The sequence below is a fragment of the Vibrio casei genome (assembly GCF_002218025.2).
GTDB classification, from domain to species: domain Bacteria; phylum Pseudomonadota; class Gammaproteobacteria; order Enterobacterales; family Vibrionaceae; genus Vibrio; species Vibrio casei.
Map to the genome: position 1 here is coordinate 767103 of NZ_AP018681.1, position 23460 is coordinate 790562.

Here is a 23460-nt window from a genome sequence, read left to right on the forward strand (position 1 = left end):
CACCAAACCAATATTAATTCATGCTATTACCTTCCAAAATGAGAACTTTTGTAATTATTATTGGTCGGATAGATACTGTTACAAATTGCCACACTTACACGAACCAATAGTAACGACTTTATTCTGTTATATTCAGTCAACCGTCATTGTGATTCTAGGAGATATTTTGACCATGCATTCGGACACTTTTGCCCAACTCCAGCAATATTTAAACTCTCAAGTTATTGGCCAAAATGAATTAGTCAAACAGTTATTAGTGGCATTACTTGCCGATGGGCATATTCTCGTTGAAGGGCCTCCTGGCCTTGCTAAAACTCGGGCCGTAAAAGTATTAGCCGATTGTATTGATGGTGATTTTCATCGTGTACAATTTACTCCCGATCTCTTACCTTCAGATTTAACCGGCACAGATATTTTTCGCCCAGAAACCGGTGAATTTACCTTCCAAGCAGGGCCTATTTTCAACTCATTACTCCTTGCCGATGAAATCAACCGCGCTCCAGCAAAAGTCCAAGCGGCAATGCTTGAAGCGATGGCAGAAAAACAGATTACGGTTGGGCGAGAATCTTATAAATTGCCTGAGCTGTTTTTAGTCATGGCAACACAGAACCCAATAGAACAAGAAGGCACGTACCCACTTCCAGAAGCCCAATTAGATCGTTTTTTACTTCACCTTGAAGTGAACTATCCAAGCGCAGAAAGTGAACTCGATATTTTGCGTTTAAATCGTGGTGAAGCGCAGGGTCATGTTGCCTCACAACCTGTTACGTTATCACAACAAACTATTTTTGATGCTCGACAAGCCGCACTTTCTATTCACATGGCAGACAATGTAGAGCAATACATCATTCGTTTGATCATGGCGACACGTCAACCAGAGCAATACAATCCGTTATTAAAAGAATGGCTGCAAATGGGCGTAAGCCCACGTGCGACCATTGCGCTAGATCGCTGTGCGCGTGCACATGCTTGGCTTTCGGGCCGAGACTTTGTTAGTCCTGAAGATGTACAAACAATGGCCTTCCCTGTTCTACGTCATCGCTTATTATTGAGCTACCAAGCACAAGCAGAAGGTATTACTTCCAATCGTGTGATCGCGGAACTATTAGCACAGGTTGGCAGTGCATGATGGAGCAAAAGTTACCCCCTTTTGCGACAGGTGTTCAGCTATGTTTAAAAGAGCTATTGCATTACAAAAGCCATACTGTGCATTGGCAGCCACCAAGCAAAAGTATTTGGTCACAGCTTAACGGTAGCCATCAAAGCCATCAAAAGGGTCGGGGCATGAATTTCTCGGAAGTGCGTCAATACCAAGCGGGTGATGATATTCGCTCAATTGATTGGCGTGTGACCGCTCGCACAGGCAAAGCTCACACCAAACTCTTTATCGAAGAACGTGAGCAACCGGTTATTTTGTATTTAGATTTAAGTCGTAGCATGCGTTTTGGTTCGCAATTACTATTTAAATCGGTTCAATGTGCCCATTTAGCCAGCCTATTAAGTTGGCTCACGGTGGAACAAAAAGATCGTATTGGCGCTTTAATTGATATGGGTGACCGTTTGATCGAATTGAAGCCGACCGCTCGCCAGCAAGGTGCTTTGCATATTAGTCACCAGTTAGTGCAATTGAATAATGAAGCCATTCAACAACTTCAAGAACAAAATACGTCGAAAACGCACATCGAACTCCCCTTTAACCATGCACTGCAAACGTTACATCGCATGTGTCCAAAGGGCAGCGATATTATTTTTATTAGTGATTTTCAACGTTTAACTGAAAAGTCAAAACCATTATTGAACCAACTTCGCCAGCACAACCGTATGCAATTCGTGCATATTTTTGATCCTTTAGAAATGGGAAATACTCATTTTAGAGGCAGCGAATACGTCACTAATGGTCAGCAAACACGATGGCTCAATTTTGGTTTGAAAAACACCCGTCAACAACTTGAAAATCGTTACATGATGCATTTGAATCAATTAAATAAGATCTGCAAAAATATGGCGATTCCAATACGTTCACTCTCATGTGCAGAACTGTTATTAACACAGCTTGGTGCACATTCATCACCTTCAATCTCGCCTTCAGGAGATTTATCATGAGCACACCTTCTTTGGCTTCGGTCTCTCACGCTCAAACAGCATTACCGGCAGCGCAAGCGGCTTCTCAAGCCGCAACACAACCGGCTATACAAACACCGTTACCACTTGCACCACTGCACTTACCTGCCGAGCCGGGATTATGGCCCGTGGCATGGGGCTGGTGGGCAATACTGGCATTGATCATATTAAGTATTTTTATTGCGGTATTTATCTATAAGCGCCATAAGAAACGCTCTCTTGCGAAAAAAACCGTTTTACGATTGTTAAAGCAAAGTACTCATCAACAAACCAATAATAAGAAAGTCGCCACTGTCAATGATCTGCTGCGTCAGGTTTGTTTGTCTTACTACCCTCGCCCAATGCTCGCCAGTTTGCATGGCGAACGTTGGTATGCCTTCTTGGATAATCAACACCCTTCCAAAAAAGACAACTTTCAAGCCAATCAAGATGATTGGCAACACGCACTTTATCAAAAAGACCCAATCAGTGATGACTTAGCCAACCGACTTTATCGACAAGTCGAAGAGTGGATTACACAGACCCTTCCACCAAGTAAAAAACAACTAAAAGCGGCAAATGCCAATTTTCACGCTGCTAGCTCAAATTTACATGGTGATTCTGTCTCTTCTGCCCGGATCATAAAATCATCACCTAATTCTTTGATTGAAAAGGAAAAGGAAATGACAACATCTAAAATCAAGGAACCTAAAGACAATGTTTGAATTTCATTGGGTGTGGATGCTTGCATTACTGCCACTGCCTTTGATTGTTTACTTCCTTGCACCTCCTCACACACCAAGAGCGGCAATCGTACTGCCAACCCTGCCAACCGAAGGAAGTGCCCAACAACGTCAACATATCAGTTTGAAATTGTTAGCAATCATAATCTGGGTTCTGCTCGTTATCGCCTCTGCTCGCCCTGTTTGGTATGGCAAACCTGTCGAGTTTCAACCAAAACACCGCGACATGATGTTGGTGGTCGATCTTTCCGGGTCAATGGCACAAGAAGATATGAATTCAGAAAATGGTTACGTCGATCGCTTAACCGCAGTAAAACAAGTTCTAACCCGCTTTATTGCACAACGTAAAGGCGACCGATTAGGCTTAGTACTCTTTGCTGATCATGCTTACCTACAAACACCACTCACACTTGATCGCACTACGGTTTTACAGCAATTAAACCGCGCTCAATTAAATATGATTGGTTCGCAAACTGCGATTGGTGAAGGCTTAGGTATTGCGACAAAAACCTTTATTAAAAGCAATACTAAGCAGCGAGTGATCGTTTTGCTCAGTGATGGTAGCAATACTTCGGGGGTAATCGAACCATTAGAAGCCGCCAAAATTGCCAAAGATAATGATGCCATTATTTATACCGTAGGGGTCGGCGCAGGCGAGCTCAAAGTCAACAGCTTTTTTGGCAGTCGCACCGTCAATACCTCGCAAGATCTGGATGAAAAAACACTAACAGAAATCGCCAACATGACGGGTGGTCAATACTTCAGAGCACGTAACCAAGAGGAACTGGACAAAATTTACGACACCATTAACCAACTACAACCCGTAACCAACGCAGCCCAAACATGGCGTCCTCAAACCGAATGGTTCACTTATCCATTAGCGCTTGCATTGGTACTGTCTTTCATCCTTGCAATACTAAGGAGACGACATGGCTGATTTTCAATTTCTTTACCCTAATTGGTTTTATGCCTCAATACCCGCACTAATTTTATGTGGTTGGTTATATTCAAAGCCACAGCGCACAAGCTTAATTGCATCACATCTAACCCAACAACTCGGTTTAGATAAACGTCAATCACATCGTTCTATCGTGAGTATTATCAGCACCGCTTGGCTTATTGCCATTATTGCACTGGCTAGCCCAAGCTTCCAAAAGCAAGAAGTACCGAGCTTTGGTGTGAATAATGCACGCGTTATTGTCATGGACATGACTTTATCAATGTACGCCACCGATATTGCACCAAATCGTTTAGCTCAAGCCCGATATAAAGTCATGGATTTATTACCCGCTTTGAAAGAAGGTTCAACGGGTCTTATCGCTTATTCTGGCGATGGCTACATGATTAGCCCTCTCACTAGCGATACCAACACACTTGCCAGTTTAATTCCTAACTTATCGCCAGATATTATGCCGGTAAGAGGCAGTAATGCGGCCGCTGGGGTGAAAAAAGCCATCTCGATGCTCACACAAGCTGGGCATCAACAAGGTGATATTATCCTCGTCGCCGATGACATTAGCACAAAAGAAACTCGGGATATTCAAGACTTATTGAATGGCACTAATTGGCAATTGTCTGTTATGTCTGTTGGCACTCCGCAAGGCGCACCCATTCGTTTGCCGAATGGAGACATGTTTACCAGTAACGGTACGACTGTGGTTGCTAAAACCAATGTTAAAGGTTTACAGGCCCTAGCAAAAGCAGGTAACGGCGTTTATACCCCACTTCGTGCCGACGATAGGGATATTCAAACCTTAACCGCCGCTTTAGATCACGTTGAGTTAAAAACCACCAAAGAAAACAAAGGATCACCTGAATTGGAAGTACACATTAATAATGGATTTTGGCTACTGCCTATTTTATTACTTCTGGCTTTAGGCGCTTTTCGTCGTGGTGGTATTTTCTGCTTAGCCGCCATATTAAGCTTTCCGCTCCTTCAACCACATGATGCCTATGCGGCAGCAGCAGAGCCCACTAAAATGGAGCCTGGATTCAATCTTAACTCCGCTTTTAAAACTCGTGATCAACAAGGTTACGAGGCTTATCAAGCTAAAGCTTATAACAATGCTGCCGCTTTATTTGTTGATAAAAAATGGAAAGGTATCGCGCAATATCAAGCCGGTGACTTCCAAGGAGCCATTCAATCGTTCACGGGTTTAAATGATGTACAGTCTCGCTATAACTTAGCAAGCTCTCAGGCACAAGCTAACTTACTTAATGAAGCCAAAGCTGGTTATGAGGCCATCTTAGAAAGCAATCCGGACTTTACCGATGCAAAAAAAGATTTAGACATTGTAGAGAAAGCATTACAGCAACAACAGAAACAGAAACAGAAACAGAAACAAGACAAATCTAAAGAGCAGCAGTCAAAGGACAATCAATCCAAAGACCAACAATCTCAAGATAAGCAATCACAGAACAATCAAGGTAATCAATCCAATAAAAATGATTCTAGTCCGGACTCACAAGAAAACCAATCGCAGCAAGAGCAAGGTCAGCAGAATCAAACAAAGAAAAATCAATCTGATCAGAAAAAACCGAATCAGCAGCAGTCACAGCAGAACCCTAAACAGAATCAATCAGGAAATTCGCAGCAAAACCAGCAAGAAAATGGCAAGAATAGCGATCAGGCCGATAATAAATCGACCAGTGATAACTCAAATAACTCAGATAACAACAGCGATAAAAATCAAAAACAACAGAAACAAAAAGCGCAGCAAGCAGCTCAAGCAAATCAATCTGATCAAGACAAACTGCAAGAGCAAAAAAAGCAACAAGCCATGAAGGCGCAACAAGATCCTAATGCTAACCCCCAAGCTGGTAATACGGTTGCCGTTGATACTCAACTCAAAAAATTAGAGCAAATTCCAGATAACGCAAAACGTTTATTACAAGCTCAAATGGCGCTTGAAGCACAACAAAATCCAGAACCACAAACCAATAGTCAACAATGGTAGTACGAATAATGTACCGTAAAATGATTTCAATTTTCACTAAAATGCACGCATTCTTTATTCAAAATAATACGCTAAATAGATTTGCTTTATTAAGCTTATGCATGATGACTCTGGGCGCAAGCCAAATAAGCTTTGCGCAAGAGGCTGAAGTATCCGCGTCCGTATCTAAAGCACGTCTAAGCACCAATGAGGTTTTCAATTTAAAGATTGAATACATGGACGCCGCTCACCGTGAAGATTTCGACCCAAGCACCCTCAAAAAAGACTTTACCACTGGGCAAGTTCAATACGGCAGTACACGTTCTTTTGTAAATGGTGATTATTCGGTTCGTAATGAATGGAATATTTCGTTATCGACGGATAAAACTGGTGATGTAATCATCCCAAGCTTTACGATTAATGGTTCCAAAACCGCGCCAATTACATTGCACGTCACTAAAGACCCAAGCAGCCCAACACAAGATGACTTAATTGAGTTCCAAGATCACCTTTCAAAAACTATCTTGTACCCGAAAGAAATGGCGACCCTCACCTCTCGTCTATTGGTAAAAACCGATCCACGTGGCTTACAAAATACCAAATTGGTTCCACCTTCCGGCGAAGGTTTAACCATTGATCCAATTGGTCAACCTAATCAATATCAAAAAGTTATTAATGGCGTTCAAACGACTGTCGTAGAGCAAGGCTACCATGTCACTGCCACCGCTCCAGGTAAGCATGTATTAAATCCTCCTCGTCTCACTGCAACTCTAGTCAGTATTAGCCGTGCCACTGGTGCTCGCCGTATTATCCCTGTCGATGTCTACTCAGGCCCAATAACATTAACCGTACAAGAAAAACCTTCTTCATACACAGGGGCGTGGCTTCCCACCCAATCACTTAAGCTTCAGCAAGGTTGGCAAGACAGTGAAGGTAATATGCTCAATGTTTCAAGCGGGAAGATTGACGCTAAAATAGGCCAACCTATTACACGAATTTTGGCGTTAGTTGTCAAAGACGTGAGTGCCGAAAGCTTGCCAGACATACAACTCACTTACCCAAAAACCGTTCGTGTTTATAATGAAAAACCAAAATTTGGACAAGATAAATCAGGCAACACCGTTATGACACTTAAACAAGTAATCATGCCCAAGCAGTCTGGAGAAATTGTATTACCGTCGGTCAACGTACCATGGTGGAACTCTCAGACAGGCCAAGCACAAACCGCTCAAGTAAAAGGTTTAACATTACAGACTAGTATTGATGAAAATGCCGGTATACAAAGCGCAGCGCCAACCGTAAGCCTTAACGATAATAATGCGAACAAATCAGCGCAAAGTGCGGCTGTCAATAACCTTGCGGAAAGTACAACCGGTCTAAACCAAACCTCAGGCTTCTGGCCTTATTTAACCGCATTATTCGCCTTCTTATGGGTCTTAACGTTATTGCTATTAATTAAGCAAAAACAGTCAAAAGCACCAGAAATCAAAAAACCTAAAGCTGATAAAAACGCGGCAAAAAACCATTTCACTGATGCGATAAGGTCAAAAAATGGCGTAAAAATTCAAGCAGAGTTTACACAATGGAAAACAAAACATCCTAACCTTTCAGATGAGATAAAGCAGGAAATTCAAGCGGAAATAAATGATCTAATGACCAGCTTATATGGCGCTAATCAACAAGATTACCATTGTGAAGCATTGCTTTCTTTGATCAAAAAAGCGGAAAAAAGCCACAAGAAAAAGTCCCCCGAACAAGATGGAAATATCGCAAAACTGTAATTAAGTTCAGTGTCATCTTAGTGTTACTACAGGCATAAAAGACAATAAAAAATACCCGCAAGGTTTTCTCTTGCGGGTATTCATTTTTAAAATATAGTTTTTAGGAATGCTTAATCTTATCAATTAAAATCGATTTTTAAGCATCACAAATACTTTAGTACACATTCTCGCTAAGAAAGCCGATAAAAGAACAATAAGAATCCAGAAAGTGAATGTTGCCGTCTCATATAAAGGCGCAGCACCATCGCACTTAAATCCCAAATTCTGAGCACTGCCTCCTACATCTAAGCAAGCATCGACACCAAAAAAAGAATACAAACTAAAAAAGCTGGCGATGAATATCACCATTGAAAAGACCTTATTCATCTATAAATACCTCAGTTATCTGTGAGTAGCTACTCATTAACGCCCTCTCATTTTCTCAATCACAAACACACTTAATAAACTGATCATGGCGGCTAAGCAGGTAGAAACAAACACATCTTGTGGCCAATGCATCCCCAAAAGCATTCGGCTTAGGCCCATCGATATTCCCCAAAAAATCAACATGATATTCAATACGGTAGCACCAGAAATAAGCAAATAATAACTCGCCGTCAGCACCAGAGTGGTGGCAAAAATAGTATGGCCAGACGGAAAAGCATAACCAACTTCATGCTCCCAATGTCCTTTAATCATGGGTGAGATAGCCATTAATGGCGTTGTTTTATATTGATTAGAACCTTCATTAATTTGATATTGTTGCAACGCTTGCTCAATTAAATCACGCCTCATTTCAGGCTTTTGTTGATAAAACGTCTGTAAATCTATCGGAGAATCACTTTGTTTAGACAAAAAGACAGCATTGGGTCTCGCTTCTTCAAAATACGATTTTAATTGATGATTCAATGTAAAACTAATAAGCAAACTTAACACCACCGCAAGCACTAAACGACCCCAAACCGTTTTAGGCACACAAAAATAACTGACTGCGAGAAAAACCACTACGCTCAATACCGCATAAGGCGCTGTACCGGTTGACGTTAAAAAGAACAAAATAGTTGAGGAAAGACGAGTAAGATCAATTAAAGGAAATAATTGTTGATGAGTAATAAGTAAATAACTTGGTATTGCGGCAAGTACAACCCAAATAAGAGCCAAACTACGATATGTTTTCACATTTAATGACACGGTAACCTCTTAGCATATAAACCTGTTATGTAGACTCTACCCAAGTGACTTCAAAGCTTAAATTCAAGTCTTTCGGCAAGGAAGTAATCTAATCACCTTTCAAACCAATCTGACGCCGAATAAAATCTTGAGAACACTTGAAAAGAGAACATAAAGGATAACGATTACAGATGCTACTAAAAGACACATTTCGATACGCTTATTTTATCCAATCATTTTTATTCTTTCCATTAAGACACGAGAGCACGCTTACCGTTTTGATTTATAGCCAAAACGTTGATAGCGTCATGTTTCAAAATGTTTCTTTATGAAGTCATCAAATATGAATAACACCCCCCAAGATGGATTACCAAACCCACAACGACTTGGCGCTATTCTCGCCATTGCATTTGGTATTACCATGGCAGTACTCGATGGCGCGATAGCAAACGTTGCCCTTCCCACCATTGCCTCTGATTTTAATGCCAGCCCAGCGGAATCCATTTGGATTGTTAATGCTTATCAAATCGCCATTATTGTCTCACTGCTTTCTTTCTCTTTTATTGGCGATCTAATTGGATATCGACGAGTTTACCAAGTTGGTCTTGGGCTATTTTGTTTCACCTCTTTATTTTGTGCCCTTTCCGTTTCTCTCGATATGCTGACCGTAGCTCGTGTCATGCAAGGTTTTGGGGGCGCAGCACTCATGAGCGTCAATACCGCACTCATTAGGCTAATTTACCCAAGTAGGTATTTAGGCCGAGGAATGGGCATCAACTCATTCATTGTCGCCGTATCGGCTGCTGCTGGGCCAAGTGTCGCGGCCGCTATTCTATCTTTTGCCTCTTGGCAGTGGTTATTCTTAGTCAATGTTCCTATCGGTATTATTGCTTTAATGTTAGCGATCAAGTTTTTACCACCAAACCAACAGAAGTCCGTAGGCCAACGTTTTGATATCCCCAGTGCCATTATGAATGCACTCACTTTTGGTTTATTAATTTCAGCGATTACCGGTTTTGCACAAGGCCAATCGAACACACTGATCACAGCTGAGTTAATCGCCGTTGCGGTTATTGGTTTCTTTTTTGTTCGCCGCCAGTTAACCTTGCCCGTTCCTTTGTTACCGATTGATTTGTTTAAAACTCCGATTTTTTCATTGTCCATATGCACTTCTGTTTGTTCATTTTCCGCTCAAATGTTAGCGTTTGTCTCTCTGCCTTTCTTTTTGCAATCGGTACTCGGCCGAACGGAAGTGGAGACCGGGTTATTACTCACACCTTGGCCACTCGCCACAATGGTAATGGCACCTTTAGCTGGCTATTTAATTGAGCGGGTTCACGCAGGTTTATTAGGTGGGCTTGGCATGGCGATAATGGCCGTAGGTTTGCTTGCTTTGGTCTTATTGCCACAAAACCCCACCGATTTTAATATTATCTGGCCAATGATTTTATGTGGTGCAGGCTTTGGTTTGTTCCAATCACCCAATAATCACACCATCATTTCTTCTGCCCCACGTAACAGAAGTGGCGGTGCAAGCGGTATGCTGGGAACGGCGCGCCTATTCGGACAAAGTTCTGGCGCGGCGTTAGTGGCGTTAATGTTCAACATGTTCCACGACAACGGAACACACGCTTCATTAATTTTAGCCGGAAGTTTTGCCATACTCGCCGCTATCATCAGCAGTTTACGAATGTCTCAACCGCGAGCAGGCGCATAAGTAATATACATGGGCTTAAATTCATTCATTGCCAAAAAATCAGGTTAGTAATACAAAGTTTTCGCTAACAATCGTAATTGTTATCCCCGAAATGAGGCACGAATTATCCGGGATTTTTCACACCAATGAAATTCAATGAAAGCGATCTCCCGCACCTTCATTCGCTTAGGTTCATGTGCAGTGTGTTCTGGGAGGCAAACTTATTTATACCTCCCTTCTTACTACTGAACAGTCAGGAGGGGGCTCTATTTAGGAGTGCCCTCAAGCATGTTAATTATTAACTTTTCCAATAAAATTACTCTCGCCAGCCATTCCAAACGAGCCCACCTTCTGTTATTTCAGCTGAACCCATGTTCTGTCATTCCAGCCGAGCCTAAGCGAAAGCGGGAATCTCATACAGCATTCTTCGAGTAGATACCGGATAACTCGTGCCTCGTTTCCGGCATGACGGTTGTTGAATGTTTCTGGTATGACTGGATAGGTCTTAAACTCATTCATGCCCCAAACTGAGCTAGGAATTGATCAATATTTATTACCACCTCTTTAACCTTGAAAAGGTAATTCTACTAAACATTAGTAATAATACTGGTCAGATTAGAATTAGAATTAGAATCCAGATTTCTGATCAGATTATATTGTCCTCTGATATCCAGCATAAGGCTGAATTTTTGTTCTAATAAACTGAGAGCCGGGTTTGAGTTTCAACGATCGCAGTTGAACTTTAATAGCCGATAAAAAGTGTTTTGGTTATCATTACGATAGAAAGGATAGTGTGGGAAACCGTCGCACTCAAATAAAACAGTAATGCAACATTATAACAAGGAAAGATAATGTTTAAGAAAGTCGTAGTATTGAGCGCAACACTCTTTTTAGCCGCATGTTCTGCGCCGAAGTACGCTGTAGAGCCTATATAAGAAAGCAAGCAAACAAAAGAAATAACCATAATTAAAGATGATGCTACAAGGGCTATTTTCCTAGATACCATGCAAGAGTGGTGCTTAGATAACGCCAAACGCTGCAAACTCGTGCCGGACGGTACCCACCCTAAATCGTCAGAACTAACATTGATGTACGTCTCTAGATGGAGCTGGGATTTAAGCTCTTATATAGCAGACTCCCGAATCAATGCATATAAAGATGAACTAAAGGTTGGGAAGGTTGAGTTTAAAGCACCAAATACATTGAATTCTGATAAATGGGGCGATGATCGCAAACGTATTTTGATGATGTTAGATCTATTGTTCGGTAAAAAAACACCACAGAAGCACAGTCAAAAATTGAATCTAGTGAAATTTAATCGGAACTGACAAAAGTAACCGGCCTCAACGAGAAGCAGCTAACGGAATGTTCGCGCCAAAGACGGTTCAATAGGCACATCTACCAAACAAATGTCCACCATAAGTTATAACAACGTAGCTCGGTTGAACATGACCCACCAACCGCCAAATATAAAACGAAGCCTATCTCCCAGTAAAAAGCACCCGTACTCTTTAGCATGGGTGCTTTTCCTTTGTAGAGTGGTATTAAAGACGCTGCAACCAAACTTGATTGTTTTCGACTTTCACTGCCCAAGTTTTGATTTGCACTTCAGGCGTTTCAACACAACTTCCTGATTTTAAATCGAAGTGTTGTTTATATAAAGGCGATGCGACACAAGGCTGCCCTTTTACATCGCCAACAATGCCACGACTTAATACAAAGGCTTTACCAATTGGATCCCAGTTATCAATCGCAAATACTTTTTCAGCTTGATTCGGCAAGTGGAATAAAGCAACTTGTTGCCCTTCAACAAATGCGCCTGTGCCTATATTTGCATCCAGTTGAGATAATTCACATACGTTATGCCACATGGTTATGCCTCCATATCTACCGTTATTTTAATTTGATTACTTTCTTGTTTAAGGTCTTTTGGCGCAGCGTCGACCACCAACGCAGGAATACGTTGCTCACGGATTCGTTGATATGTCATCGGAACCGGTAGATCTGCACTGTGTTGGTTGATGAATGGACGGAATTTTGCGCGTTTGGCTGGATTTTCTACGGCGGATTTCCACTCACATTGATAAGTATCGACCACACTTTGCATTTGCGCTTCGAGCGCTTGCCCTAACCCAAGTGAGTCTTCTATTACGACTTGTTGCAAATACGCTAAACCACCGTCTAAGCTTTCCATCCATACCGAGGTACGTTGTAATTTATCGGCGGTTTTCACGTAGAACATTAGCACCCGATCAATGTATTGAATCAGTTGTTCTTTACTTAGATCAACCGCAAACAAATCGGCGTGGCGTGGGCGCATTCCTCCGTTACCACAGACGTATAAGTTCCAACCATTTTCAGTCGCGATAATGCCGATGTCTTTACTTTGTGCTTCAGCGCATTCACGCGTACAACCAGATACGGCAAATTTAATCTTGTGTGGCGAGCGTAAACCTTTGTAACGGTTTTCCAACTCAATGGCTAAGCCAATCGAATCATCCACCCCATAACGACACCAGGTTGAGCCCACACACGATTTTACGGTGCGTAAAGATTTACCGTAAGCATGGCCTGTTTCAAACCCAGCTTGAATCAACTCTTCCCAAATATCGGGTAGTTGCCCTACTTGTGCACCAAATAAATCGACACGTTGCCCACCGGTTATTTTGGTGTATAAATCGTATTTTTTTGCCACTTCACCCAATGCGATCAGTTTATCTGGCGTAATCTCACCACCGGGAATACGGGGAACCACCGAATAAGAACCGTCTTTTTGCAAGTTTGCCATAAAGGCGTCATTCGAATCTTGCAAGCTGCGGTGTTGTGGTTCAAAAATGTGTTCATTCCATAAAGAAGCAAAAATAGAGGCAGCGGTCGGTTTACAAAGATCGCACCCTAGCCCATGACCATGCTCTGCTATTAATGTCTCGAAATCTTTGATCTCTTCAACTTGGCACAAATGGAATAACTCTTGACGAGAATATTCAAAATGCTCACAAATATGGTTATTCACTTCCATCCCCATATTGGCAAGTTCGGTGTCTAATACGGTTTTGACCATGTTACTGCAACCACCACAACCACTACCGGCTTTGGTACACGATTTCAAAGAGGCTAAATCATGGCTTCCGGCATGAATAGCCGTGATTAAATCGCCTTTCGTCACGTTATGACATGAACAAATCAACGCGGTATCGGCCACTTCTCCAGAGAGCATTGAGGTATCAAACAACAGATGCGCGGCATGATCAGGCAATGGGGTGTTATTCAAATAACATTGGAGCAAAACATCATAATCGGTGTTATCCCCCACCAAAATAGCGCCTAATAGTTGGTCACCTTTCTCATTGACCACCAGCTTTTTATAACTGCCTGCAACGGTATCTTGTAATACCATTTCTTGCGCGCCTTGCGTCATCATTTGTGCATCACCAATAGAGGCAACATCAACACCTAGCAGTTTTAATTTGGTGCTCATATCGGCGCCGGTAAACGTTTGTATTTTGCCCGCTTGTTCACCTAACAAACTTGAACATGCCACTCTCGCCATTTGGTAACCTGGGGCAACCAAGCCAAAGATTTTTTGCTCCCATAAGGCACATTCACCAATCGCAAAAATATTAGGATCATTGGTTTGGCAAGCATCATTCACCACAATACCGCCACGTTCACCCACCGCTAACCCCGCTTGTTTCGCTAACGCATCTTGCGGGCGAATACCGGCAGAGAAAACCAACACATCCACTTCAATAAATTCACCATTTTTGAAGTTCAAACGGTGTTTGGCACTTTCACCATCACAGATAGAAGTGGTTGCCGTATCAAGGTGTACCTGTAAACCCAATTGTTTAATTTTATCTTCTAATACCCCACTCGCTCCTGCATCTAATTGCACAGGCATCAAACGTGGAGCAAATTCGATAACATGCGTATCTACGCCTAATAAACGCAAAGCATTGGCGGCTTCTAGGCCCAGCAAACCACCACCAATGACGGCACCAGAACGGGCCGATTCACACGCATTTCGGATTTCAGATAAATCATCTAAGGTGCGATATACAAAGCAATTATCACGATCGTTGCCATCAATTGGCGGCACGAAGGGGTAAGATCCCGTTGATAAAACCAGTTTGTCGTACGCTAATACATCTTCATCATCCATTACTAAGCGTTGGTTTTGAGTATCTAAGGTGGTGACTCGACTGCCTAGAATGAGACGAATACCTTGTTGTTGATACCAATCTTCGCTGCTTAATAATAAGTCTTGGTTGGTTTGGCCCGAGAAAACCGACGATAAATGCACGCGGTCATAAGCCACAAACCGTTCTTCCCCGATCACGGTAATATTGAATTGCGCCATGGCATTGGCTTCAACTAAACGCTCAACAAGATGGTGACCCACCATGCCGTTTCCGACGATCACTAAATTTAATTTTTTCATAGCATTGTCCTTATGCGCGTTTAATGTCAGCGGCAAATGTAATATTGGCTTTCTTCACACCGCCATCATTCTCTTTAAGAGCAGCCGCTTTTGGCTTGTCTGACGTTGAAGGTTGTGGATGAACGTGTTTTTCATATAAGAATTTCAATACCGCTTGGCGATAGCCTTGATACTGAGCATCATTGGCAAGCTCTACACGGTTTCTTGGGCGATCGAGTTGAATATCCAACACTTCACCAATCGTGGCGGATGGGCCATTGGTCATCATGACGATCTTATCCGACAGTAAAACCGCTTCATCAACATCGTGAGTGATCATGATGATGGTGTTGCCTAAATCCGCTTGAATGTTCATTAATGAGTCTTGCAGATGCGCTCGTGTTAATGCATCCAGCGCGCCAAAAGGCTCATCCATTAATAAGACTTTAGGTTGCAGGGCTAACGCTCGTGCTATCCCCACGCGCTGCTTCATCCCACCAGAAATCTCATCCGGTTTTTTATCTGCGGCATGCTGCATTTGAATCAATGCTAAGTAATGCGCTGTACGCTCTTTTACCCAAGCTTTGTCTTTGCCTTTTGCGACTTGTTTGACCGCCAATTCCACATTCTGGTAGACGGTTAACCAAGGCAATAATGAGTGATTTTGAAACACCACCGCACGCTCAGGCCCCGGCCCATCCACTTCACGGCTATCAACAATCACACCACCATCGGTTGGCAAGATTAAACCGGCAACCAGGTTGAGTACGGTGGATTTACCACAACCGGAATGACCGATTAAGGACACAAATTCGCCTTTCTTAATGGTGAGATCGACACCTTTTAACGCAATGAATTCTCCTTTCGGCGTTGGGAAACGCATACCTAGGCGAGTTAACTCAACCATTGGGCGTTGAGAAGGTTGATATTGCGTGCTCTCTTGCGTCGGTTTAATGACCGATTTCGCTTTTTTCGTGACTTCCATGATCGTCATATTCTTCTCCATCCTAAGATTGAACTAGCGCAGTTGTTGTTTTTTGTCCCAAGACATTTTCTTTTGCAGTTGCAGCATGCCTTGATCGAACAACAACCCGATAAAACCAATAACAATGACGGCCACCATAATTCTGCCTAATGAGTCTGAGCTGCCATTTTGAAATTCATCCCACACAAATTTGCCTAACCCTGGGTTTTGCGCCAGCATTTCCGCGGCAATCAGCACCATCCAAGCGATACCAATCGATAAACGTAAGCCGGTAAAAATCATGGGAATTGCAGAAGGAAGAACAATGGTACGAACGTGTTTCCACCACGATAAACGTAGAACTTTACTCACATTCAGTAAGTCTTTATCAACACTGTTTACGCCGACAGTGGTGTTGATTAGCGTTGGCCAAATACAACATAAAGAGACGGTCAGTAAAGAATTAACAAACGATTTGGGAAACATAGGATCATCGGACACATAAGTGGCGCTGACAACCATGGTGATGATCGGCAACCACGCCAAAGGAGAAACAGGTTTAAGAAGTTGAATGATCGGGTTAAAGGCCTTGTATAAACCTTGATTTAAACCAAGCACAATGCCAACAGGAATCGCAATGACCGTCGCTAATACAAAGCCGGCCCCAACAGTGAATAGGCTGGTCGCAATTTGATCAAAAAACGTCGCTTTTCCGGTATAAGGTCGAATTCGAACATCCGCATTAGGATCTTTTGCAAGTTTCGCTTGGTTACGAACCTCTTGGCGTTCATAAAAAGCCACTTCTTTATCTCGGCTAGCAAAATGTTCTTTCACCAACCCGCTAAATTGCTGCCCAGTTTCATACGGCCCTGGCAGAGTGCCTAATGAGGTTTGAACTTGTTTTGCCGCGAGGCTCCACATCAATAAAAAGACCACAATACCAACCAAAGGCAGTAGCACTTTTTTCGCCACCGAAATCGATCCTGAGGTTGAGGCGTAAGGCAATAACGAAAAAACATTATTGCTTTTTTTGATTGATTGACTTCTTGTTGAGCTAATCAGTGTTGAATTCGACATAGTACTTTCCTTGTCTCTATAAATAGCGATATTGGGTTACATAAAGACGTTCTTTAGAAGCGTCACCTTAAAGAGCGTCTTTATCTTTCAGACCAATACTGAACTTTTCCAAATAAGCATTAGGGTGTTTTCCGTCGTAAACGATGTTATCGATAAAGTGTTTTTGAGGTGCTTTGAATCCATCGCTGCTATGTAGATCAGGAAAATCTGACGCTTTTAAGGTTCCATCATCAATCAAAGATTGAGCGGCAATCTTGTAGATGTCTGGACGGTAAACTTTCTTAGCAATATCCATGTACCAAGAGTCTGATTTGTATTGAGGAATCTGCCCCCAGCGACGCATTTGAGTTAATGTCCAAATCGCATCGCTGTAATAGGGATAAGTCGCGTTATGACGAAAGAAAACATTAAAATCGGGTATGTCGCGTTTATCTCCTTTTTCATATTCAAACGTCCCTGTCATTGAATTGGCGATAACATTTTTGTCTGCCCCAACATATTCACTACGCGCTAAAATACTGACGGCTTCTTTACGGTTTTTGTTGTTTTCTTCATCTAACCAATACGCTGCGCGGATCATGGCTCTCACAATTCTTAAGTGAGTATTCGGGTTTTTCTCAGCCCATACTTTCGATACACCAAAGACTTTCTCTGGGTTGTTTTTCCAAATTTCATAATCGGTCACTACTGGTACACCAATTCCTTTAATTACCGCTTGTTGGTTCCAAGGTTCACCGACGCAATAACCATGAATGGTGCCGGCTTCCATCGTGGCTGGCATTTGTGGTGGTGGTGTCACACTGAGCAATACATCGGCTTTAGCCGTACCACTGTTATCGCCTTTTTCTGGTGCATAAAAACCGGGATTAATGCCCCCTGCGGCTAACCAATAACGCAATTCGTAGTTATGGGTAGAGACTGGAAAAACCATGCCCATTTTGAACGGTTTACCTTCGGCGTTATATTGTTGAATAACAGGTTTTAAGGCGTCCGCTTTAATGGGGTGTGCGATTTTTCCATCCGATGTTTTCGAAAGTTTCGGTTTCATTTGATCCCAAACCTCATTTGAAACCGTGATCGCATTACCATTTAAATCCATGCTAAAAGCCGTGATGATGTCCGCTTTTGTTCCAATTCCAATCGTTGCCCCTAATGGTTGCCCCGCCAGCATGTGCGCGCCATCCAGTTCACCATCGATAACGCGATCTAATAACACCTTCCAATTGGCTTGAGACTCTAATTTGACGTAAAGCCCTTCATCTTCGAAATAGTGCTTCTCATAAGCCACGGCAAGTGGAGCCATATCGGTTAATTTAATAAACCCAAAGGTCAAATCTTCTTTTTCTGGCTCACCTATTTTGACGATCTTTTCTACAGTTGCAGCATGAGAGGCCGAAGCAAATACAGCCGTTAAGCTTAACCCAACCATTAAGCTTAATAGCGCTAATAATTGCTTTGCCCAGCTTCCTGTCGAGCTTCTGTTGTTATTAACCACAGCTTTATTCATGTATGACTCCAGTCTTTCCAGCAAAAATTCCAAAAAAAAGCGCCATCGATCCTAAGACCGATAGCGCCATTGCTATTCTTTACTTCTTGTTCGATATTTTCACCGCCGTTGATGAAAGCACCGATTATTTATGTTTGCTTATCACGTCAATTCAGTAAGTGATGCATATTTTAATAATCCAATTTTCGTGCCAGTTTTTATAATTGTTTATTTTCATCAGCTTAAGAAAAAATGGGATGGGTACCACCACATTTTGATTGCTTATGGTGCACCTTTGCACCGCTTTCATCCTTTATATGGATAAATTTTCAAACGTAGAAATAACATTCTTCGCCACTTGCCCCATCGTTTGGCTATTTTTCATCGCCGAATTACGCAGCGCTTGGTAAGCTTGTTGTTCATCTAAATTGTGCATTTTCATCAACAAGCCTTTCGCTTGATCTACCCACTTTCTATCTTCTAATTTTTGGTTGAGTTGTACGATTGTTTGATCCAACGCTTGGCTTCTTCTTCGTAATTGCTGCGCGTATTCCACCCAACCTTTTAATGGAATATCAGGTTTAAATGGCAATAATGCATACCCAAGGCTATCAGGCAGCCGAGTCGTATCATCCATATTAAGTTCCTGAGTTAACACGAGAAGTGAGTTTTGTTTTTGTTCGATAAAATCAATTGCCCAAACAAGATCAGCGCAAGGCTTACGCCAAGACAGCACGACACTTGAATCAGGTTGTTGGTGTAATAATTTCGGTAATTTATGTAATGAACACGCGGTAATGTCATCAAAATCTTGAGCAAGTTGAGCACATAACAGCACTTGCTTTTCGATATTATCACAACAAACAATCAAAGGGATTTGCCTAGACGACTTAACTGATTTATCTATTTTAACTGATTGATTTAATTTGGCTGATTGTGATATTTTGAACGAATTTTTAGCACGCTCTAAAGACTGAGTCATGGGTTTGCATCCTTGCAAAAACAACATAATCTTTATTAAGCAGCAACTAACATGCCTAATTTGACAGCTTTTCCTTTAAAAACAATAAAATACCTCTAAAGTGGTAGTTAAAGGCTACTGATATAAACTCAGTTCTTCAACCCATTCAACGTTCAGTTTTTCTCGTAACGACACCACTTCCCCAACCACAATTAATGCAGGTGTTAACCCCTTAAGCTGGTTAGACAAACAACAAAGTTCAGATAATTTATTCACATGTACTTGCTGATTTTTGCTACACCCATTACCAATAATGGCAATTGGTGTCTGTTTTGATAAACCAGAATTAAGCAAACCAGCCTGTATTTTTTCCGCTTGTTCAAGCCCCATATAAAACACTAATGTTTGCCCTGTTGACACTAAACCTGACCATGAATCAAATGCACCAGCCATAACATGTCCGGTCACTAACGTCACACTGCGAGAAAGTCCACGATGAGTTAAAGGAATTTTAGACGATGCCGCACAACCTATTGCCGCCGTAATGCCGGGGATCACATCATAAGAAACTTGCTGGGCAATTAAAGCGAATGCTTCTTCACCACCACGACCAAAAATAAAAGGATCACCGCCTTTTAATCGAACGACTTGTTTACCCAACTTAGCTTGCTCAATAAGAATGTGATTGATTTCATCTTGCTTCAAACTGGGTTGCCCACAGCGTTTTCCAACATAAATTTGCTCACAATGCTCTGGGATAAGGTTTAAAATGCCTTGTCCAACTAAACGATCAAACACAACCACTTCCGCTTGCTGAATCGCTTTATACGCTTTCACCGTGAGTAAATCAGGATCATTAGGGCCTGCGCCAACTAGCAGCACTTTTCCTGCTTTCTTGTTGCTTCTTTTTTTATCTCCAACTTTTCTATTTCCCCACTTATCGACATTATTCAGTGATTGATAATCAATGTACCCATTTCTTGCTTCTATATTCCTTGTCTCTTCATTCGTTAACTCTTTATTGCTAACGTCCTTGATTATTGTTTCAATTGATGTTGTTTTTTTTAGATTTAATTTATTTGCTCGCATGACACATTCCTTGTGTTATTTAACGGTCATTACTTCGATGGTTTGTTCATTCAAATAACGTTTTACTTCTGGTAAACATGATCCACAATTTTTACCGCAACTCAGTGTATTTTGCATTTCGCGCAGAGACATGTTCGGCGCTTGCTCTAGTTGCTCTAAAATATCCGACTCTGTGACACGGTAACAACTACACACCAGTTTATTAGCTTTGCCATCGGTACTGCTTAATAAAGAAAGCAGATTGGCTAGGTTTAGAGGCTGTTTAATGAAAGGAATAACAAAATCTGCTTGTAAAACGATGGGGGATTGGCTCACTGAGATCATAGCAATAACCTTGCTATCAATGATGGCAATCAAGGTCCAAGATTTCAGATGATCCAGTGTTAATATTTGGCTATTAAGACATTGCTTTCGCATCAATTCCTTTATTTCATTCTTACTAAAATATTCAAAATCAGCAAAGCGCCATACACCTTGTTTCTGTTCTGAAGTCGAGCGGGTTTGCGTGAATTCGACATGTTGTAAACTCATGTATTGCCAGTTCTGCTTCGACAGATCAATACCAAGCGCCAATCCATAGCTGCCAATTTCTGCCGCTTGAATTTGAATCTGTTGTGACTTAAACGCAGGTTGACCAGAATAAGGATCGACGTCACCAAATAAAGTTTGATTCACTCTACTTTCACCACCAAATAACCCAGACCAATGCATCGACATAAATGCTTGTTGATGAGTCAAACCCTCATCAAATGCGAGCCGGGCTTTAATGCTTTTAGTTATGATATTTTGGTCTTGCTTTGCCGTACTTGGCTTTGTGATATCTGGCTTTGTGGTACTTTGTTTCGTATTCGTGTGACTTATTTCAACAATATGACCCGCTTTGAGCTCAGCTTGCTCGGCCGCTAAAGGATGTAAGTAAACGGTCGGCTCAACTTCACTCGCCGCTAAATGGCTAATATGCCCTGTTCTGGTCATGGTATGCCATTGATCACGCTGGCGACCACTATTCAACCACCACTCTTTATTAAGGCTTGCTTCATGTTCACCGATTGCGTTATGGGAGGCTTCCGTTTTGGTTAACACCAGATTGGCTTTGCCATTATGAGTCGGAAAGGTAATCGCTTGAGTGCCTTTGACTGTTAACACTGATCGCCCATCCAGCGGCCAAGCCTGTGGCTGCCAATTGTGATAGTCCGTATCAGATAAATTTTTTAACGCTGAAATGTCTAATTGCAGTGGCGTATTTTTGTTTATTTCTGTCAGCGCTGCGTATTCTCTAAAGACATCGGCTTCTGACTCAAATTCAAACCCTGATGCAATTCCCATTTTATGGCACAGATTTTTACCAACTTGGCTCAATATCCACCAATCGGCTTTGGCTTCACCCGGTGGTTGAATGAATTGACGCTGACGAGTCATACAACGCTCTGAATTGGTTACCATGCCTTGCTTCTCACCCCAACCTGCCGCGGGTAATAAAATATCCGCATAATGAGCCGTATTGGTTTGAGCGGTAATGTCTGACACCACAACACAATCACACTTTTCTAATGCCCGACGAATTTGTGCAGAATCGGGCATGGAGACTGCAGGGTTAGTTGCAATTATCCACAAGAACCGAATGTCTCCACTCTCAACCGCATTAAATAAATCGACCGCTTTTAAACCCGGTTGCGTGGCCGTATTGGCGGTGTTCCAAAACTGCGACACTTGTTTTATAGAATCAGGATCAAACTCTCGATGTACGGCTAATTGATTAGCAAGCCCGCCAACTTCACGCCCTCCCATCGCATTCGGTTGTCCGGTAATAGAAAAAGGGCCAGAACCTTGCTTAGCAATTTTTCCCGCTAATAAATGAGTGTTAATAATCGTATTGGCTTTATCGGTTCCTGATTCTGATTGATTGACACCTTGGCAAAATAAAGAAATCACATTAGGAGAAGAGGCAAACCATTGAAAAAAAGTTCTTAATAACGTTGGATTCACTGCCAGAGCATCACTCACGGCTTGCAATTCATAATGGGGTTTAGCGATTTCTTTGCGTAAAGTATCGAAATCATTAGTGTGTTTGGCGATAAAATCAGTATCAATCGATCCTGTATCAAGCAGATACCGAGATAACCCATTAAAGAGCAAAACATCACCATCATTTTCTAGTGCCAAATGTAAGTCGGCTTGTTCTGCTGTAACGGTTTTTCGAGGGTCAATAACTACCAACTTCAGATTAGGATTGACTTCACGTGCTTGTTGAATTCGACGAAAAATAATAGGATGTGTCCAGGCAGTATTAGCACCAATAATCACAATGAGATCAGCGTAATTAAGATCATCGTAATTAACTGGAACAAGGTCTTCACCAAAGGCTCGCACATGAGCGGCAACCGCAGAAGACATACACAAACGTGAGTTAGTATCAATATTGGAGCTACCAACAAATCCTTTCATTAACTTATTTGCGACGTAATAATCTTCGGTTAATAACTGACCTGATACATACATACCAACAGCCTGTGGGCCATATTCCTTAATTGTGGAATGCATTTTTTCACTAATTTCCTCAATAGTGCTTTGCCAATCCATTTGCTTCCCATTAACACGTGGGTAGAGCAAGCGTGATGGCATTTTTAAGCTTTCCCCTAATGCCGATCCTTTCACACACAAGGCTCCCTGATTAGCTGGATGGGAAAAATCGCCTACTATCTCACCATTCTTTTTTACTTCAACACCACAACCAACGCCGCAGTATGGGCAGGCAGACTTTATGCATTCCTTCGCCATATTTCTCATCCTTTTTATCTTCAGAAAATAAAAATGCCTCCCATATTTTTATCACTAGGTGACTAAAACAATAGGAGGCATCTTTGCCTGCGAATCAGGTTTTCTGAATATCAAATGTTATTCATTACATTATATAAAGCGAAAAGTGTGCCAAGTTTTATATTCTGATAAGTTGTTGTTATTTAATACTGGATTGGTAATAAGCTGTACATTGCTCCTAACATATGCACCATAATGAATCGTTGTGCAGCCCAATAAACAAAAATGCCTCTTAGCTAAA

At 41.9% G+C, this 23460-nt stretch carries 18 protein-coding genes; 8 read left to right on the plus strand and 10 right to left on the minus strand.

Annotated features, from left to right (window positions below):
- Positions 1-172 precede the first annotated feature (172 nt).
- From VCASEI_RS16530 to VCASEI_RS16555, 6 genes are read left to right on the plus strand one after another with little or no spacing between them, the layout of a single operon-like run.
- A complete protein-coding gene (locus VCASEI_RS16530) occupies positions 173-1129 on the plus strand; it encodes an AAA family ATPase (protein ID WP_086958754.1) in 957 nt (318 codons plus the stop codon).
- Entirely contained in the window at positions 1129-2103 is a 975-nt protein-coding gene (locus VCASEI_RS16535) for a DUF58 domain-containing protein (RefSeq protein ID WP_086958978.1), read from the plus strand. Before VCASEI_RS16530 ends, VCASEI_RS16535 begins: the two co-directional genes overlap by 1 nt.
- Complete coding sequence (locus VCASEI_RS16540; protein ID WP_162621094.1) at positions 2100-2825, plus strand: DUF4381 domain-containing protein; 726 nt, start codon at positions 2100-2102, stop codon at positions 2823-2825. The genes VCASEI_RS16535 and VCASEI_RS16540 overlap by 4 nt, the downstream gene beginning before the upstream one ends.
- On the plus strand, positions 2818-3780 hold the full coding sequence (locus VCASEI_RS16545) for a vWA domain-containing protein (protein WP_086958759.1): 963 nt from the start codon (positions 2818-2820) through the stop codon (positions 3778-3780). The genes VCASEI_RS16540 and VCASEI_RS16545 overlap by 8 nt, the downstream gene beginning before the upstream one ends.
- Positions 3773-5800: a VWA domain-containing protein gene (locus VCASEI_RS16550; RefSeq protein WP_089111139.1), complete on the plus strand. Its 2028-nt coding sequence runs from the start codon at positions 3773-3775 to the stop codon at positions 5798-5800. Before VCASEI_RS16545 ends, VCASEI_RS16550 begins: the two co-directional genes overlap by 8 nt.
- A gap of 20 nt (positions 5801-5820) precedes the next feature.
- Entirely contained in the window at positions 5821-7560 is a 1740-nt protein-coding gene (locus VCASEI_RS16555) for a BatD family protein (protein ID WP_162621095.1), read from the plus strand.
- A gap of 123 nt (positions 7561-7683) precedes the next feature.
- Here VCASEI_RS16555 and VCASEI_RS16560 read toward each other — a convergent pair whose 3' ends face one another.
- On the minus strand, positions 7684-7926 hold the full coding sequence (locus VCASEI_RS16560) for a hypothetical protein (protein WP_140396183.1): 243 nt from the start codon (positions 7924-7926) through the stop codon (positions 7684-7686).
- A gap of 36 nt (positions 7927-7962) precedes the next feature.
- On the minus strand, positions 7963-8730 hold the full coding sequence (locus VCASEI_RS16565) for a phosphatase PAP2 family protein (protein ID WP_086958766.1): 768 nt from the start codon (positions 8728-8730) through the stop codon (positions 7963-7965).
- A 307-nt stretch (positions 8731-9037) separates the two neighbouring features.
- Here VCASEI_RS16565 and VCASEI_RS16570 point away from each other — a divergent pair, with 307 nt between their 5' ends.
- A complete protein-coding gene (locus VCASEI_RS16570) occupies positions 9038-10426 on the plus strand; it encodes an MFS transporter (RefSeq protein WP_198772018.1) in 1389 nt (462 codons plus the stop codon).
- Positions 10427-11394: 968 nt separating this feature from the next.
- Positions 11395-11733 (plus strand): Sbal_3080 family lipoprotein, encoded by a 339-nt coding sequence (locus VCASEI_RS16575; RefSeq protein WP_238321419.1) that lies wholly within the window; start codon positions 11395-11397, stop codon positions 11731-11733.
- 216 nt (positions 11734-11949) lie between these two features.
- Here the strand turns inward: VCASEI_RS16575 and nirD are convergent, their stop codons facing one another.
- From nirD to VCASEI_RS16615, 8 genes are all read right to left on the minus strand, one after another.
- A complete protein-coding gene (gene nirD, locus VCASEI_RS16580; RefSeq protein ID WP_089111140.1) occupies positions 11950-12276 on the minus strand; it encodes a nitrite reductase small subunit NirD in 327 nt (108 codons plus the stop codon).
- A gap of 2 nt (positions 12277-12278) precedes the next feature.
- Positions 12279-14846 (minus strand): nitrite reductase large subunit NirB, encoded by a 2568-nt coding sequence (nirB, locus tag VCASEI_RS16585; RefSeq protein WP_086958770.1) that lies wholly within the window; start codon positions 14844-14846, stop codon positions 12279-12281.
- Positions 14847-14856: 10 nt separating this feature from the next.
- Entirely contained in the window at positions 14857-15732 is an 876-nt protein-coding gene (locus VCASEI_RS16590; RefSeq protein ID WP_089111186.1) for an ABC transporter ATP-binding protein, read from the minus strand.
- 111 nt (positions 15733-15843) lie between these two features.
- Positions 15844-16866 (minus strand): ABC transporter permease, encoded by a 1023-nt coding sequence (locus VCASEI_RS16595; protein WP_162621096.1) that lies wholly within the window; start codon positions 16864-16866, stop codon positions 15844-15846.
- 67 nt (positions 16867-16933) lie between these two features.
- The gene (locus tag VCASEI_RS16600) at positions 16934-18295 is read right to left on the minus strand and encodes a CmpA/NrtA family ABC transporter substrate-binding protein (RefSeq protein WP_162621107.1); all 1362 of its coding nucleotides are present in this window, start codon (positions 18293-18295) and stop codon (positions 16934-16936) included.
- A gap of 370 nt (positions 18296-18665) precedes the next feature.
- Positions 18666-19334 (minus strand): ANTAR domain-containing response regulator, encoded by a 669-nt coding sequence (locus tag VCASEI_RS16605; RefSeq protein WP_162621097.1) that lies wholly within the window; start codon positions 19332-19334, stop codon positions 18666-18668.
- A gap of 114 nt (positions 19335-19448) precedes the next feature.
- Complete coding sequence (gene cobA, locus VCASEI_RS16610) at positions 19449-20402, minus strand: uroporphyrinogen-III C-methyltransferase (RefSeq protein ID WP_086958776.1); 954 nt, start codon at positions 20400-20402, stop codon at positions 19449-19451.
- A gap of 15 nt (positions 20403-20417) precedes the next feature.
- On the minus strand, positions 20418-23180 hold the full coding sequence (locus VCASEI_RS16615; RefSeq protein WP_086958777.1) for a molybdopterin-dependent oxidoreductase: 2763 nt from the start codon (positions 23178-23180) through the stop codon (positions 20418-20420).
- Positions 23181-23460 lie beyond the last annotated feature (280 nt).

Coding starts and splice junctions, on each gene's coding strand:
- VCASEI_RS16530 (WP_086958754.1), top strand. CDS start 173: ATGCATTCGGACACTTTTGCCCAACTCCAGCAATATTTAAACTCTCAA.
- VCASEI_RS16535 (WP_086958978.1), top strand. CDS start 1,129: ATGGAGCAAAAGTTACCCCCTTTTGCGACAGGTGTTCAGCTATGTTTA.
- VCASEI_RS16540 (WP_162621094.1), top strand. CDS start 2,100: ATGAGCACACCTTCTTTGGCTTCGGTCTCTCACGCTCAAACAGCATTA.
- VCASEI_RS16545 (WP_086958759.1), top strand. CDS start 2,818: ATGTTTGAATTTCATTGGGTGTGGATGCTTGCATTACTGCCACTGCCT.
- VCASEI_RS16550 (WP_089111139.1), top strand. CDS start 3,773: ATGGCTGATTTTCAATTTCTTTACCCTAATTGGTTTTATGCCTCAATA.
- VCASEI_RS16555 (WP_162621095.1), top strand. CDS start 5,821: ATGATTTCAATTTTCACTAAAATGCACGCATTCTTTATTCAAAATAAT.
- VCASEI_RS16560 (WP_140396183.1), bottom strand. CDS start 7,926: ATGAATAAGGTCTTTTCAATGGTGATATTCATCGCCAGCTTTTTTAGT.
- VCASEI_RS16570 (WP_198772018.1), top strand. CDS start 9,038: ATGAAGTCATCAAATATGAATAACACCCCCCAAGATGGATTACCAAAC.
- nirD (WP_089111140.1), bottom strand. CDS start 12,276: ATGTGGCATAACGTATGTGAATTATCTCAACTGGATGCAAATATAGGC.
- nirB (WP_086958770.1), bottom strand. CDS start 14,846: ATGAAAAAATTAAATTTAGTGATCGTCGGAAACGGCATGGTGGGTCAC.
- VCASEI_RS16590 (WP_089111186.1), bottom strand. CDS start 15,732: ATGGTTGAGTTAACTCGCCTAGGTATGCGTTTCCCAACGCCGAAAGGA.
- VCASEI_RS16595 (WP_162621096.1), bottom strand. CDS start 16,866: ATGTCGAATTCAACACTGATTAGCTCAACAAGAAGTCAATCAATCAAA.
- VCASEI_RS16600 (WP_162621107.1), bottom strand. CDS start 18,295: ATGGTTGGGTTAAGCTTAACGGCTGTATTTGCTTCGGCCTCTCATGCT.
- VCASEI_RS16605 (WP_162621097.1), bottom strand. CDS start 19,334: ATGACTCAGTCTTTAGAGCGTGCTAAAAATTCGTTCAAAATATCACAA.
- cobA (WP_086958776.1), bottom strand. CDS start 20,402: ATGCGAGCAAATAAATTAAATCTAAAAAAAACAACATCAATTGAAACA.
- VCASEI_RS16615 (WP_086958777.1), bottom strand. CDS start 23,180: ATGGCGAAGGAATGCATAAAGTCTGCCTGCCCATACTGCGGCGTTGGT.